The 14079-nt window shown below is 69.1% G+C and carries 15 protein-coding genes; 9 read left to right on the top strand and 6 right to left on the bottom strand.

Annotated elements, in window-relative coordinates:
• Positions 1-226 precede the first annotated feature (226 nt).
• Positions 227-1447 (top strand): TraB/GumN family protein, encoded by a 1221-nt coding sequence (locus ACTCB7_RS07365; RefSeq protein ID WP_224415558.1) that lies wholly within the window; start codon positions 227-229, stop codon positions 1445-1447.
• A 4-nt stretch (positions 1448-1451) separates the two neighbouring features.
• Here ACTCB7_RS07365 and ACTCB7_RS07360 read toward each other — a convergent pair whose 3' ends face one another.
• Positions 1452-2210, bottom strand: a complete 759-nt coding sequence (locus ACTCB7_RS07360) for a tRNA-uridine aminocarboxypropyltransferase (RefSeq protein WP_463006154.1) — start codon at positions 2208-2210, stop codon at positions 1452-1454.
• 109 nt (positions 2211-2319) lie between these two features.
• On the bottom strand, positions 2320-3042 hold the full coding sequence (locus ACTCB7_RS07355) for an SIR2 family NAD-dependent protein deacylase (RefSeq protein WP_224415560.1): 723 nt from the start codon (positions 3040-3042) through the stop codon (positions 2320-2322).
• A 294-nt stretch (positions 3043-3336) separates the two neighbouring features.
• Here ACTCB7_RS07355 and ACTCB7_RS07350 point away from each other — a divergent pair, with 294 nt between their 5' ends.
• The 5 genes from ACTCB7_RS07350 (at position 3337) to ACTCB7_RS07330 (ending at position 6934) form a co-directional block, all read left to right on the top strand.
• Positions 3337-4125: a pseudouridine synthase gene (locus ACTCB7_RS07350; protein WP_463006155.1), complete on the top strand. Its 789-nt coding sequence runs from the start codon at positions 3337-3339 to the stop codon at positions 4123-4125.
• On the top strand, positions 4122-4943 hold the full coding sequence (tcdA, locus tag ACTCB7_RS07345; protein ID WP_463006153.1) for a tRNA cyclic N6-threonylcarbamoyladenosine(37) synthase TcdA: 822 nt from the start codon (positions 4122-4124) through the stop codon (positions 4941-4943). Before ACTCB7_RS07350 ends, tcdA begins: the two co-directional genes overlap by 4 nt.
• The gene (locus ACTCB7_RS07340; RefSeq protein WP_463006152.1) at positions 4933-5166 is read left to right on the top strand and encodes a DUF1653 domain-containing protein; all 234 of its coding nucleotides are present in this window, start codon (positions 4933-4935) and stop codon (positions 5164-5166) included. Before tcdA ends, ACTCB7_RS07340 begins: the two co-directional genes overlap by 11 nt.
• Positions 5167-5334: 168 nt before the next feature.
• Complete coding sequence (purE, locus tag ACTCB7_RS07335; protein WP_163647788.1) at positions 5335-5841, top strand: 5-(carboxyamino)imidazole ribonucleotide mutase; 507 nt, start codon at positions 5335-5337, stop codon at positions 5839-5841.
• Position 5842: 1 nt separating this feature from the next.
• The gene (locus tag ACTCB7_RS07330; RefSeq protein ID WP_463006151.1) at positions 5843-6934 is read left to right on the top strand and encodes a 5-(carboxyamino)imidazole ribonucleotide synthase; all 1092 of its coding nucleotides are present in this window, start codon (positions 5843-5845) and stop codon (positions 6932-6934) included.
• Between the two features lie 80 nt (positions 6935-7014).
• On the opposite strand, the gene bfr is transcribed toward ACTCB7_RS07330, so the two are convergent.
• The 4 genes from bfr to lptF form a co-directional block, all read right to left on the bottom strand.
• Positions 7015-7491 (bottom strand): bacterioferritin, encoded by a 477-nt coding sequence (gene bfr, locus ACTCB7_RS07325; RefSeq protein WP_463006150.1) that lies wholly within the window; start codon positions 7489-7491, stop codon positions 7015-7017.
• A 171-nt stretch (positions 7492-7662) separates the two neighbouring features.
• Entirely contained in the window at positions 7663-7866 is a 204-nt protein-coding gene (locus ACTCB7_RS07320; RefSeq protein ID WP_463006149.1) for a (2Fe-2S)-binding protein, read from the bottom strand.
• Between the two features lie 144 nt (positions 7867-8010).
• The gene (gene lptG, locus ACTCB7_RS07315; protein ID WP_463006148.1) at positions 8011-9075 is read right to left on the bottom strand and encodes an LPS export ABC transporter permease LptG; all 1065 of its coding nucleotides are present in this window, start codon (positions 9073-9075) and stop codon (positions 8011-8013) included.
• Positions 9075-10154: an LPS export ABC transporter permease LptF gene (gene lptF / locus ACTCB7_RS07310; protein WP_463006147.1), complete on the bottom strand. Its 1080-nt coding sequence runs from the start codon at positions 10152-10154 to the stop codon at positions 9075-9077. Before lptF ends, lptG begins: the two co-directional genes overlap by 1 nt.
• Before the next feature lie 203 nt (positions 10155-10357).
• Between lptF and ACTCB7_RS07305 the strand changes: the two genes are divergently transcribed.
• The 3 genes from ACTCB7_RS07305 (at position 10358) to ACTCB7_RS07295 (ending at position 13837) form a co-directional block, all read left to right on the top strand.
• The gene (locus tag ACTCB7_RS07305; protein ID WP_463006146.1) at positions 10358-11875 is read left to right on the top strand and encodes a leucyl aminopeptidase; all 1518 of its coding nucleotides are present in this window, start codon (positions 10358-10360) and stop codon (positions 11873-11875) included.
• 216 nt (positions 11876-12091) lie between these two features.
• On the top strand, positions 12092-13189 hold the full coding sequence (locus tag ACTCB7_RS07300; RefSeq protein WP_463006145.1) for a branched-chain amino acid aminotransferase: 1098 nt from the start codon (positions 12092-12094) through the stop codon (positions 13187-13189).
• A gap of 207 nt (positions 13190-13396) precedes the next feature.
• Positions 13397-13837 carry a DNA polymerase III subunit chi gene (locus ACTCB7_RS07295; protein ID WP_224415564.1) on the top strand — a complete coding sequence of 147 codons (441 nt, stop codon included), beginning with the start codon at positions 13397-13399 and terminating at the stop codon, positions 13835-13837.
• The last annotated feature ends 242 nt before the right edge of the window (positions 13838-14079 follow it).

The following is a 14079-nucleotide window of genomic DNA, read 5'->3' as shown; positions in this document are numbered from 1 at the left end:
GGGCCAGATGCGATCTTCGTCCCTCCACCCCGGCAAGTCTTCTCCATACTGCCCGTGTTGGGTCATTTCCAACATACAAGCGACTTCAGTCGCGATGAACCCGCCACCGGGCCGCCGCTGTCGAGGATGAATCCTCTCCCACAAGCCCCTGCCTGGAGGACACCTTGATTTGCCCACCCGGCCATGGCGTGGATAATCGAGTTTCTGCCTGAAACAGCGAGCCCTCATGACCGACACCCAGGACATCGCCTCGCCGGACACCACCCGCGGCCCGCGCCAGGTGATCGATGCCGGCGACACCCGCTACACCCTGCTGGGCACCGCCCACGTCTCGCGCGCCAGCGCCGACGAGGTCCGCGAACTGATCGACTCCGGCGAGTTCGACGCCGTGGCCGTCGAGCTGTGCCCCTCGCGCCACCAGAATCTCACCCAGCCCAGGAGCATGGATGATCAGGACCTGTTCCAGATCTTCCGCCAGGGCAAGGCCGGGATGGTCGCCGCCAGTCTGGCGCTGGGTGCCTTCCAGCAGCGCGTCGCCGAGCAGTCCGGCATCGAGCCGGGCGCCGAGATGCGCGAGGCGGTCAGGGCCTGCCGACGCGCCGACCTGCCGCTGCTGCTGATCGACCGCGATATCGGCGTGACCCTCAAGCGTATCTACACCCGAGTTCCCTGGTGGCAGCGGGCCGGGCTGATCAGCGGCCTGGTGGGTAGCCTGTTCTCTCGCGACACGGTCTCCAGCGAGGATATTGAACGGCTCAAGCAGGGCGACGTGCTGGAGTCCACCTTCGCCGAGTTCGCCGAGCGCTCCGAAACCCTCTACGAGCCGCTGATCCGCGAACGCGACCGCTACATGGCGTTGCGCCTGGCCGAGGAGCGCCGCGACCCGCCCCACCGCCACGTGTTGGTGGTGATCGGCGCCGGCCATCTCAAGGGGCTCGCCGAACATCTTTCGCAACCGCTGCCCGAGGACCCCGGCGCCGAGCGCGCCGAACTGGAGGCGACCCCGCCCCGGACGCGCTGGTGGAAGGCCCTGCCCTGGCTGGTCACGGTGCTGGTGCTGGCCGGCTTCGCGATCGGCTTCTCGCGGGACACCCAGCTCGGCTGGCAGCTGATCGCCGAGTGGTTCCTGATCAATGGCGTGCTCTCGGCACTGGGCTCGGCGATCGCCCTGGCGCATCCGCTCACCATCCTGGCGACCTTCGTCGCCGCGCCGCTGACCTCGCTCAACCCCACCATCGGCGCCGGCTTCGTCGCCGCCGGCGTCGAGCTGGCGCTGCGCAAGCCCAAGGTCCGCGATTTCTCGCGCCTGCGTCGCGACGTCAGCTCGGTGAAGGGCTGGTGGCGCAACCGCGTCTCGCGCACCCTGCTGGTCTTTCTGCTCGCCACCCTCGGCTCCGCGGCCGGCACCTGGATCGCCGGGCTGCGCATCGCCAATCAGCTGCTCTGACCGGCTACGCCGAGCGGCGCGCCAGCAGCCGCTTCATCGCCGGGGTCGGCGCCTCCAGCTTGCTGTGGCGTCGGCTGGAGGCGTAGCTGTCGTTGAAGACATCGAAATAGTCGTCGAGCACGTCCGCCGCCGCGGTGTCGCCGACCTGACGCAGCAGCTCGGCGGCCACCTCGGCGGTGCACAGGTGCGCGGCCGAAGCCGGCTTGCGCAAGTGATAGCGCGTGTGCCGCTGCGTGTGCAGCGGCAGCACCGGCAGCGCGTCGAGATAGGCACTCTTGCGGAAGATCCGCCGCGCCTGGCGCCAGGTGCCGTCGAGCAGGATCAGTACCGGGATACGTCCGTCGTCGCGCGCCTCGCGCACCGCCTCCGGCCCCACCACCCGATGGGCATAGTCCGGCTGGTCGTCGGGAAACACCACGAAGGGCGCGAAACGCGGGTCGTCGAGCAACGCCAGCAGGCGTTCGTCCGGCTCGGTACGCTGCCAGGTGAACACCTCGGTGTTGGCGAGCACATCACCGATCAGCCGCCCGGTGTTGGTCGGCTTGTAGTGCTCCAGCGGATGCGTCAGCAACCACACGCGGGTGGTGCTCTCGGCGGTGACCCGGAACGCACACAGACAGTTGAGCGCCGGCAGACGGCAGGACGGACAGCGCTCGACGAAGCTGCCGCGTGCCTTGAAGGGCTTGCGCGGCGGGTCGGCATTCACCTCGGGCTCCGGCGCGCTCGCGCCTGCGTCAACCGGGGCGTCGGCATCATCTCTCATGAACAGGACAGGCCATCAACGACAGGGCCGGGCATTCTAGCATGCCCGGCCCGGTGGCCCGTCAATCGGGGGCGGCCGGCGGCTTCATGCCACACAGGCAGGACGGACGTCACGACGGCGCGATCAGCCGCCCCGCTTTCAGCCACTGCTCGACCAGCCGCGGCACGCCGCGGCTCGCTGGCTCGTCGAAGGCACGCACCCAGCGCGGCGAGACCTCGCTGGCCCGGGGGTCGACCAGCAGGCAGGGGCATTCGACGGGGGCGGCATCGAGCAGCATCGCCGCCGGCATCACCGTCAGCGAGGTGCCCACCACCAGCAGCAGGTCGGCCTCGGCGACGCTGTCGCAGGCCGGTCCGTAGGCCGGCACCGCCTCGCCGAACCACACCACGTGCGGGCGCAGCTGGCTGCCCTTGTCGCACAGGTCACCCGGGCGAATGCCGCCGCGGGCCAGCGGATAGAGCAGGCGCGGGTCGACGCTGGAGCGGGCCTTGAGGATCTCGCCGTGCAGGTGCAGGACGTCCGAGGAGCCGGCCCGTTCGTGCAGGTCGTCGATGTTCTGGGTGATGATCCGCACCGCGAAGCCTGCGCGCTCGAGCCGCGCCAAGGCCTGATGTGCCGGATTGGGACGAACGCGGCGCACCTGCTCGCGGCGCTCGTCGTAGAAGCGCAGCACGCGTTCGGGATCGCGCTCCCAGGCCTCCGGCGTGGCGACATCCTCGATGCGATGGTTCTCCCACAGGCCGTCGCCGTCGCGAAAGGTCTTCAGGCCGCTCTCGGCACTGATGCCGGCCCCGGTGAGGACCACCAGGCGGCGGGAATCGGGCTGGCTCATGGCGGTCTCCGCGTCGATCTCGGCCCCTGACTATACCATCGCCGCCCGCCTTCACGGGCCCCGGCCTGCAGCACTGTCGCGAGAGTCGCCGGGGACAGGCCGGAGAGGGGGTCCTCGGCCCAGGGACGGCCGAGGTAGCGCCCAGGGAGGGGTTCACAGCGCCCCCTCGAAGGCCGGTCACCGGCACGAGCCGCGAGCGAGCCAGCCGACTGCAACGTCCCGCCTGGAGGGTGACAGCCACCGCCACGAACGGCGACAATGCCCGCCCTTCTGCCACACGACACGCCTGCCGCGATGAACGAGCCGCTGCCGATCCTCTACCGGGACGACCACCTGGTCGCCGTGCGCAAGCCCCCGGGCCTGCTGGTGCATCGCACCGCCCTGGCCCGGGGCGAGTCGCGCTTCGCCCTGCAGCTGCTGCGCGATCAGCTGGGCCGCCACGTCTATCCGGTGCACCGTCTGGACCGGCCAACCTCCGGGGTGCTGCTGTTCGCACTGGACCCGATCATCGCGCGGGAGCTCGGCGAGGCCTTCGCTGCCCACCGGGTCCACAAGCGCTACCTGGCGGTGGTGCGTGGCGTCGGCCCCGAACGGGATCGCCTGGACGGCCCCCTGCGCGAGGAGGACGGTGCCCGGCCCAAGGCCGAGATGCCCGCCCAGCCGGCACTCACCGAGGTACGTCGGCTCGACGGCGTGGAACTGCCGGTGAGCGTCGATCGCTACCCGACCACGCGCTATTCGCTGATGGAGGCGCGGCCGCTGACCGGACGCCGCCATCAGATCCGCCGTCACCTGTCGCGGCGCGGCTACCCGATCATCGGCGACGCCAAGCACGGCAAGGGCGTGCACAACCGCTTCTTCCGCGAGCGGCTGGACTGCCCGAGGCTCCTGCTGGCCGCCGTCGAGCTGCACGTGTGGCATCCGCGGGCCGAGGCCACCCTGTGCCTGCGCGGTGCGCTCGAGCCGGACATGCAGCGGCTGTTCGCGCGCTTCGGCTGGTCGGCGCATGCGCCGAGCGACGGCTACCACTGGTCCGAGGCCGCCCCGGCGGCCTCTCGCGGCATTGCCGAGGAGACGCCATGAACGACGATTACGACTTTCGCTTCGGCGGCATCCGTCGCCTCTACGGCGCCCGGGCCGCCGAGCGCTTCCGCCACGCCCATGTGGTGGTGGTGGGTGTCGGCGGCGTCGGCAGCTGGACAGTGGAGGCGCTGGCCCGCGCCGGCATCGGCCGGCTGACGCTGATCGACCTGGACGACGTCTGCGTGTCCAACGTCAACCGCCAGCTCCACGCCCTGGACGGCACCATCGGCCGTCCCAAGGTCGAGGTGCTGGCCGAGCGCTGCCGGGCGATCCACCCCGGGATCGAGGTCGTCGCCGACACCGCCTTCGTCACCCCGACCAACCTCGCCGAACGCCTGCCCGACGACGCCGACCATGTGGTCGATGCCATCGACAGCGTCGTCGCCAAGGCCGCGCTGATCGCCTGGTGCAGGCGCCGCAAGCTGGGGCTGACCGTCACCGGCGCCGCCGGCGGCCAGACCGACCCCACGCGCATCCGCGTCGCCGACCTGACCCGCACCGAGCATGACCCGCTGCTGGCCAAGGTGCGCGCCCGGCTGCGCCGGGATTTCGGCTTCTCGCGCAACCCGAAGCGCCGCTTCGGCGTGGAATGCGTCTATTCTGACGAGCAGCTGGTCTATCCGGGCAGCGACGGCGAGGTCTGCCTGCAGAAGCCGGGCAGCGGCGAGGCCACCCGGCTCGACTGCGCCAGCGGCTTCGGCGCGGCGACCTTCGTCACCGGCAGCTTCGGTTTCACCGCCGCCGCGCGCGTGCTGGCCCGGCTGGCCGCACGCCCGGCCCCCACACCCACCACCGAGGAGAGCGCCGATGTCTCGTGAATCCAGCCATCCGGTGCCGGGCATCTACCGTCACTACAAGGGGCAGACGTACGAGGTGCTCGGCCTGGCCCATCACAGCGAGACCGAGGAACCCCTGGTCGTCTACCGGGCGCTCTACGGCGACTACGGCCTGTGGGTCAGGCCGCTTTCGATGTTCAGCGAAACCGTCGAGGTCGCCGGCGAGCCGGTGCCGCGCTTCGAGCTCGAGGCGCCCTTCAGCTAGGCGCCGACGGCATGCCCCGAGGGCGCCGCGATGCTATAATCCGGCGCCTGCTTCGCGGGGCCCGCAACACCCCGCCCGGATCATCCACAGACGAGCGAGCGCGTCCCGGCCGCCGGCCCCGGTTACGGTCCCGTCGGCGACGGCCCGACGCCGCAAGGGGAAAAGAGCATGAGCGCACTGGTAGGCGTCATCATGGGGTCGAAGTCCGACTGGTCGACCCTGTGCCACACCACCGAGACCCTCGACAGGCTGGGCATCGAGCACGAGGTGCAGGTGGTGTCCGCCCACCGCACGCCGGACCTGCTGTTCGACTACGCCGGCAGCGCCGCCGAGCGCGGTCTCGAGGTGATCATCGCCGGGGCCGGCGGCGCCGCCCACCTGCCCGGCATGGCCGCCGCCAAGACCGTGCTGCCGGTGCTCGGCGTGCCGGTGCAGTCGAGCATGCTCAGCGGCGTCGACTCGCTGCTGTCGATCGTCCAGATGCCCGCCGGCATCCCCACCGGCACCCTGGCGATCGGCCGCGCCGGCGCGGTCAACGCCGCGCTGCTGGCCGCGGCGATGCTCGGCAACAAGTACCCCGAGATCCGCGAGCGCCTCGAGGCGTATCGCGCCGAACAGACCCGGGCCGTGCTCGACGCCCCGGACCCGCGCCCGCAGGACCAGGGAGGCCAGTGACATGCGTATCGGTATCGTCGGTGGCGGCCAGCTCGGCCGCATGCTTGCCGAAGCCGGCGCCGGCTTCGACGCCCGCTTCACCTTCCTCGACCCCGGCGAGGCCCCCTGCGCCGCGCTCCACGGCGAACACCTGCGCGCCGCCTGGGACGACGCCGCCGCCCGCGAGCAACTGGTCGCGGCCAGCGACGTGATCACCTTCGAGTTCGAGAACATCGACGCCGACGTGGTCGCCCGCCTCGCCGACGAGCGCCCCGCCTTCCCGCCCGCCCGGGCGCTGGCCACGGCCCGCGACCGCTGGGCCGAGAAGACCCTGTTCCGGGAACTGGAGATCCCGCTGCCGCCGGTGGCGGCGATCGACAGCCAGGCCGATCTCGACGCCGCGGTGGCCGAGATCGGCCTGCCCGCGGTGCTCAAGACCCGCACCCTGGGCTACGACGGCAAGGGCCAGAAGGTGCTGCGCGAGGCCGCCGACGTCGCGGGCGCCTTCGCCGAGCTGGGCGGCGTGCCGATGGTGCTGGAAGGCTTCATCGACTTCGATCACGAGGTCTCGGTGATCGCGGTGCGTGGCCGCGACGGCGAGGTGCGCGTGTGGCCGCTGGCCCGCAACGAGCACCGCCAGGGGATGCTGCACTGCTCGGTGCCGCAGCCCGAGCACCCGCAGCAGGCGCTCGCCGAGGATTACGCCCGGCGGGTGCTCGAGCACCTCGACTACGTCGGGGTGATGGCCTTCGAGTTCTTCGTCGCCGGCGACGGCCTGCTGGCCAACGAGATCGCCCCGCGGGTGCACAATTCCGGCCACTGGAGCATCGAGGGCGCGGTAACCAGCCAGTTCGAGAATCACCTGCGCGCCATCGCCGGCCTGCCGCTGGGCGACACCGCGCGGCTGGTGCCCTGTGCCATGCTCAACGTCATCGGCGCCCTGCCCGCGCGCGACGCGGTACTCGCCATTCCCGGCACCCGCTGGCACGACTACGGCAAGGCGCCGCGTCCGGGCCGCAAGATCGGCCATGTGACGGTGCTGGCCACCGACGAGGCACAGCTCGCCGAGCGCATCGCCGCCGTCGAGGCGCTGCTGGTCAACGATCTGGGCTGACGCCGCCGGCGCTCCGCCCCGAACGCAACGAAGGCGCCCCGCGGGGCGCCTTCGTCGTGGCACGGCCTGTTCGCGGCGCGTCAGCCGGCGTCGTGCATCTGCTTCTGCAGGTAGTTCTCGATGCCCACCTTGTCGATCAGGCCGAGCTCGGTCTCGAGCGTGTCGATGTGTTCCTCCTCGTCGTCGAGGATCTTGCGGAACAGGTCACGGCTGACGTAGTCGCGCACCTGCTCGCAGTGGCCGATGGCATCCAGCAGGTCGCCGCGCGCCTGGTGCTCCAGGGCCAGGTCGCTCTCGAGCATCTCGCGGGTGTCCTCGCCGATGCGCAGCTTGCCCAGATCCTGCAGGTTGGGCAGCCCCTCGAGGAACAGGATGCGCTCGATCAGCTCGTCGGCGTGGCGCATCTCCTCGATCGACTCGTCGTACTCCCACTTGGCCAGCGCCTTCAGGCCCCAGTCCTTGTACATCTTGGCGTGCAGGAAGTACTGGTTGATCGCCACCAGCTCGTTGCCGAGCACGGTGTTGAGGTAGTCGATGACCTTGACGTCGCCTTTCATGGGAATCTCCTTGCAAGCCTTGTTGTATGACGGGCACAGCGGTGCGCCATCGACCGCGGCCGATAGCCGCCAGTATTGCTGACAACGCCCAAAAAGTCCAAAAAGACCAACAAGTTATGCACGATTCCCAAGTGTCATGGAATGACGGATGGCAACGTCAAGCAGTCACGATCAAATCGCGTAGGCCAGGTCCGGTTCACACTCGGCCTGCCGCGCCAGGGTATCGCGGGTGATCGCCTTGCCCATGCAGGCGCACTTGCCGCACTGCGTGGCACAGCCGGTCCGCTCGCGCACCTCGCGCCAGTTGCGCGCGCCCTCGTCCACGGCCTGGCGGATGGCCCGATCGGAAACGCCCTTGCAGAGACATACGTACATGGTCACACCTCGCTGGGTAATGCGATATCGAATGTAAATGATTCGCATGTGTCCCCGCAACCCTCATCGCCAAAAACGATCATGACAATGAAGCTCGGCTATCACGGCCGCGCCCAGGGCCCGGCCGTGGCGAGGTGTGCCGGGTCAGCCGCTGCGCCGCAGCAGATACAGCCCCAGCGCCACGCAGCCCAGGGTGGGTGCGAGCACCGCCCAGACCGGCGAGAAGCCGAACAGTGTGGAAGCCGGCGCCAGCAGGTCCTGCAGGTACTTGAACGACAGCCCGACGATCACGCCGTAGAACACCCGTGTGCCGGCGGCGACGCTGCGCAGCGGGCCGAAGACGAAGGACGCGGCCACCAGCACCAGCGAGGCTAGCGTCAACGGCAGCAGCATCTTCTGCCAGAAGTAAAGCAGCGGCTGGGTGGCGGCCAGCCCCTGGGACTCCAGGTAGCGGGCGTAGGCCCACAGCTCGCTGGGCGCCTGGCTGTCGATCTGGCGCAACAGCCGGTTGAGCTGGGCCGGCGAGAGCGAGGTGTCCCAGGTCTGCCGGGCCGCATGGCGGGACGTGGTGCCCGACTCGGTGAAACGGGTGATGTCGACGTTCTCGAGCTCCCAGTGATCGTCCTGCCAGACCGCCCGGCTGGCCTGCGTGGCGCTGATCAGCCGCTGGCCATCAAAGTGGTAGCGGGTCACGCCGACCACCGTGTCGTCGGCGCGAATCGCCCCGAAGCGATAGTAGTCATCGCCCTCGCGCTGCCAGCCGCCACGCTCGCTGAGCACCGCCCCGGCGCCTTCCATCTGCTCCAGCCGCCAGGCCTTGGCGAACTGCTCGGTGCGCGGGCTGACGAACTCGGCGATCAGCAGCAGGATGGCGACGATCAGGATGAGCGGCTTCATCGCCCCCCAGAGAATCCGCGTCAACGAGCGCCCCGCGGCACGAATCACCGTCAGCTCGTTGCTCGAGGCCATGCTCCCCAGCCCGATCAGCGAACCGATCAGTACCGCCACCGGCGCGTACTGATAGAAGCGCCAGGGCAGCTGCAACCCGCGGTAGAACAGCACATCGAGGGTCGAGTAGCCGCCCTCGACGTCGTTGAGGTCGTTGATGAAACTGATCACCAGGTCGAGCCCCAGCAGCACCAGCTGCACCACCAGAATGGCCCCCAGCACGTTGCGGGCCAGGTAACGGTCGAAACGATCGGCCAGCATCAGCGTCCTCCCGCCAGTTGCGAACGTCGGGTCAGCCACAGCCCCAGCAGCAGGTAGCCGAGATGGATGGGCCACATGCCGATCGTCGGCGACAACGAGCCGCGGCCGATGGCATCCAGCGCGGCCAGCAGCAGGCTCAGGTAGCTGATGTGCAGGAAGATCGCCGGCAGCAGCCGGGCGAAGCGGCCCTGGCGGGGATTGACCCGCGACAGCGGCAGCGCCAGCAGCGTGAGGATGGGCACCATCAGCGGCAGGCTCGCGCGCCACTGCAGCTGGGCCTGGGCCTGGACGTCGCCACGCGCGATCAGCGTCGGTGTCGAGGCGTACCTGGCATCGTCGAGGGTGGCCATCTCGGCGGCCCGCGACAGCCGCACGGCATAGGTCTCGAAGTCCAGGCGCTCGGCCACGTTGCGCCCCGGCGCGACGCTGTAACGCCGGCCGTTCTTCAGCACCAAGAAGCGACTGCCGGTATCGGGATCGGTGGTCTGGTAGCCGCCCTCGGCACGCGTCACCACGGTTTCCGGGGTGCCGTCGCCGCGCCGCTGGCGCTCGCTGATGAACACGTCCTGCATGCGGGTCTTGTCGTCGTTGAAGTCGCGGGTGTAGGCCGTGCGGCCGTCGCCGAAGTCCTGAAAGCGCCCGGGCTGCAGGGCCGAGAAATCCAGGCGGCTCTGCTGCTCCTCGATCAGCATGGCGTTCTGGCGCGCCCCCGTGGGGGTCAGCCACAGGCTGCACGCCGCCACCAGCAGCGTGACCAGCAGCGCCGGCAGCATGGTCACCTTGAGCAGCCGGTTGGGGCTGACCCCGCAGGCGACGAGCACGGTGATCTCGCTGTTGAGATAGAGCTGGCCATAGGCCAGCAGAATGCCGAGAAAGAACGCCAGCGGCAGGATCAGCTCGAGAAAGCTGGGCATGTGCAGCAGCATCAGCGTGCCCAGCAGGCTGACCGGAATCTCGCCGGCGGCGGCATCCGAGAAATAGCGGATGAAGCGACTGCCCATGATCACCAGCAACAACACGCCGGCGACGGCCGCCATGGTGACCAGGATTTCGCGAATCAGATAACGAAAGATAATCAAAGCGGTCTCCCTCAGGGCGCGTTAACGATAGCACGTCCCGTTGCCGGCGCGCTCACGACGTCCATGCAATGCCGCAGCGCTTTGCGTACACTGGGAATTCGGCCGGCCTCGCTCGACGCCGCCGGCATTATCCCGATTCCCCGGGGCGCTGTCTCGTCACGGGCGGCGATCCCCGTCAGAACCCCCAGTCCTGTGGAGACGCCATGGAATTTTCTGTTCTCACCGTCAACCCGGCCAAGGTGGAGACGGCCTGTCTCGTGGTGCCGGTATTCAAGGACGGCGACCTGCTCCCGGCAGCCGCCAAGCTCGATGATGCCAGCGAGCGACTGATCGGCCAGTTGATCGAGCGCGGGGATTTCGACGCCGGGCTCGGCAACGTGCAGTTGATTCCCTTCGCCCCGGGCCTGGCCGCCGAACGCCTGCTGCTGGTGGGTCTCGGCGAGCGCGCCAAGTGCCAGGAGGGCAACTTCCGCAAGGCGCTCGACGCCACCTTCCCGGCGCTGGCCAAGCTGCCCGTCGACGAGGCGGCGGTTGCCTTCAACGACGTGCCGGTCAATGAGCGCGACGCGGCCTGGAAGGCCCGCATGGTCGGCGAAGCCGCGCTGCGCGCCCTGTATCGTTTCACCGAGTTCAAGTCGGAGCCCGCCCCGGCCTCCCGGCTGGCCAAGCTCGGCCTGCTGGTCACCGACAGCGCCGAGGCCGACGCCGCCCGCCAGGGCGCACAGGTCGGCCAGGCCGTTGGCGAGGGCATCAACTATGCCCGCACCCTGGGCAACCTGCCCGGCAACGTCTGCACGCCCCGCTACCTTGCCGCCCAGGCCGAGGAGCTCGGCAAGACCTCCGCCGGCGCGCTGAGCGTCGAGATCCTCGACGAGGCCGCCCTGGAGGAACTGGGCGCCCACTCGCTGCTCTCCGTGGGTCGCGGCAGTGATGAACCCTCGCGGCTGATCGTCATGAAGTACCAGGGCGCCGAGGACCCCGAGGAAGCCCCCCACGTGCTGGTCGGCAAGGGCATCACCTTCGATTCCGGTGGCATCTCGCTCAAGCCCGGCGCGGGCATGGACGAGATGAAGTTCGACATGTGCGGTGCCGCCAGCGTGTTCGGTACCGTCAAGTCGGTTCTTGCCATCCGCCCGAAGATCAACTTGGTGGCGATCGTCGCCAGCGCCGAGAACATGCCCGATGGCCGCGCCACCAAGCCCGGCGACATCATCAAGACCCTCAAGGGGCTGTCGGTGGAAGTGCTCAACACCGACGCCGAGGGTCGCCTGGTGCTGTGCGACGCCCTGACCTATGCCGAGCGCTTCACGCCGGCCAGCGTGGTCGACATCGCCACCCTCACCGGTGCCGCCATCATCGCGCTGGGCCATCACGCCACCGGCCTGATGGCCAACGACGACGACCTGGCGCTCGACCTGCTCGACGCCGGCGAGACCGCCTGGGACCGCGCCTGGCACCTGCCGCTGTGGGACGAGTATCAGGAGCAGCTGGACTCCAACTTCGCCGATCTGGCCAACGTCGGCGGGCGCCCGGCGGGCACCATTACCGCCGGTTGCTTCCTCTCGCGCTTCACCGACCACTACCCGTGGGCGCATCTGGACATCGCCGGTACCGCCTGGAGCAGCGGCAAGGAGAAGGGCGCCAGTGGCCGGCCGGTGGGGCTGTTGACCCAGTACCTGCTGGATCGCGAGGCCGAGTCGGTCGTCTCCGAAGAGGAGTGAGGCTTCGCAGCCAGCCATTTGCGTGCTAACGTCCTCGTGACGCGCTGCGGGCCGGGCTTTCCCGGCCCGCAGCGTTTGTGTCATTCTCGACAGCATCCACGGCACCGCCCTGCCCGGTCCTCCCCGACCACCTCCGAGCGGTGTCCGAACGAAACCCGCAACGCGTAACGACCGCCGGGCAGCCCGCCCCGGCCATCACAGCTACGGAGACCTCCGGTGACCACTTCAGGCTTCGACATCCGGCCTACCGCCCACCCCACGGATCCCGCCATCCGCGAGCAGATTCTCGGCAACGCCGGCTTCGGCCGCTACTTCACGGACCACATGGCCCATATCCGCTGGACGGCGGACGCCGGCTGGCACGGCCGCGAAGTCCGTCCCTACGGGCCGCTGACCCTCGATCCGGCCGCTGCCGTGCTGCACTACGGCCAGGAGATCTTCGAGGGCGTCAAGGCCTACCGGCATGCCGACGGCTCGGTGTGGACCTTCCGTCCGGAGAAGAACGCCGAACGCTTCCGTGCCTCCGCCCGCCGCCTGGCGCTGCCCGAGCTGTCCGACGAGGACTTCATCGGCTCGCTGAAGGCCCTGCTCGCCCAGGACAGCGCCTGGGTGCCGACCCCGCGCGACGGCGAGGAAACCAGCCTCTACCTGCGTCCGTTCATGATCGCCAGCGAGACCTTCCTCGGCGTGCGGCCCTCGAAGGAGGTCGACTACTACGTGATCGCCTCACCGGCCGGCGCCTACTTCAAGGGCGGCGTCAAGCCGGTGTCGATCTGGCTGTCGTCCAACTACAAGCGCGCCGCCCCGGGCGGCACCGGTTATGCCAAGTGCGGCGGCAACTACGCCGCCTCGCTGGCCGCGCAGAAGGAAGCCGAGGCGCACCAGTGCGACCAGGTCGCCTTCCTCGATGCGGTCGAGAACCGCTGGATCGAGGAACTCGGCGGCATGAACCTGTTCTTCGTCTACAAGGACGGGCGCATCGTCACCCCGCAGCTCACCGGCACCATCCTCGAGGGCGTGACCCGCGACTCGATCCTCGAACTCGCCCGCGAGGAAGGCCTGTCCCCGGAAGAGCGCCACATCAGCATCGACGAGTGGCGCGAGGGGGCCGCCTCCGGCGAGCTGGTCGAGGTCTTCGCCTGCGGTACCGCCGCGGTGGTCACCCCGGTCGGCGAGCTGGTCAGCGAGGACGAGCGCCTGCGCCTTTCCGGCGACAACGGCGGCGAATACGCCAAGCGCCTGCGTACCCGCCTGCTCGACCTGCAGTACGGTCGCAGCGAGGACAAGCGCGGCTGGCTGACCCGGCTGGCGTAAGCGGCTTTCCCTGCCCCCGGCAAGACGGCCTTCCCGGGGGCAAGGCAGCCACCTCACTCCCAAGACTCCGAGATAAAACGCCGACGAGCGAAGGCCAGACAAGGCAAAAATCGGCGAGAGAGCGGAGTTTACAGGTTGTTAAATGAGCATCTTGAGCCGATTTTTAACGCCGTATGGCCGAGCGCAGTCCGTTTTAGACGGAGTCTCATGACCCACGTCGATTTCTACATCCTACCCGACACCACCCTCGAGGCCCGCCTCGACTTCGCCTGCCGGCTGGCCGAGACCATCCACCGCAAGGGCTACCGGCTGCACATTCACACCCGCGACGAAGCCATGGCCCGCGACATGGACGAGCGGCTGTGGACCTTCAAGCCCGAGAGCTACCTGCCCCACGGCCTGCTCGCCGATGCCATCGCGCCGACGCCGCCGGTGACCCTGGGCTGGGAGTCGCCCCCCGACCCCGGGCCCGACAGCCCGCCCATCGAGGCGATGCTCAACCTCGATGACGCCATTCCCGAGTGGTTCTCGCGCTTCGAGCGGGTCGCCGAGATCATCAACCAGCATCAGGCCGTGCTCGAGGCCAAGCGCGAATGCTGGCAGACCTACAAACAGCGCGGATACCCGGTCAAGGCCCACAAGCTCTAGCCGTGATCTCTCACCAGATTGTTCATCCGGAGCCTGGCCGTGGGAGCGACGTCAGTCGCGAGGGGCGGCCACCGGGCTCCGCCATCGGGGATGAATCCCCTCCCACAAGACCCTCAATCAGGCCGGCCAGCATGGCCGAGCGACTGTGGGAGATTCTATGTTGCCCGTCAAGCCTTGATGGGGCTTGGAGGGCGATATCCCGTCTCATGCTTCATCAGTGAAAAGGCGATGCGTGCCAGCTT

Source organism: Modicisalibacter sp. (assembly GCF_055145905.1).
Note: the sequence above shows the minus strand (reverse complement) of the source record. Positions and strands in the feature narration are given on the sequence as shown.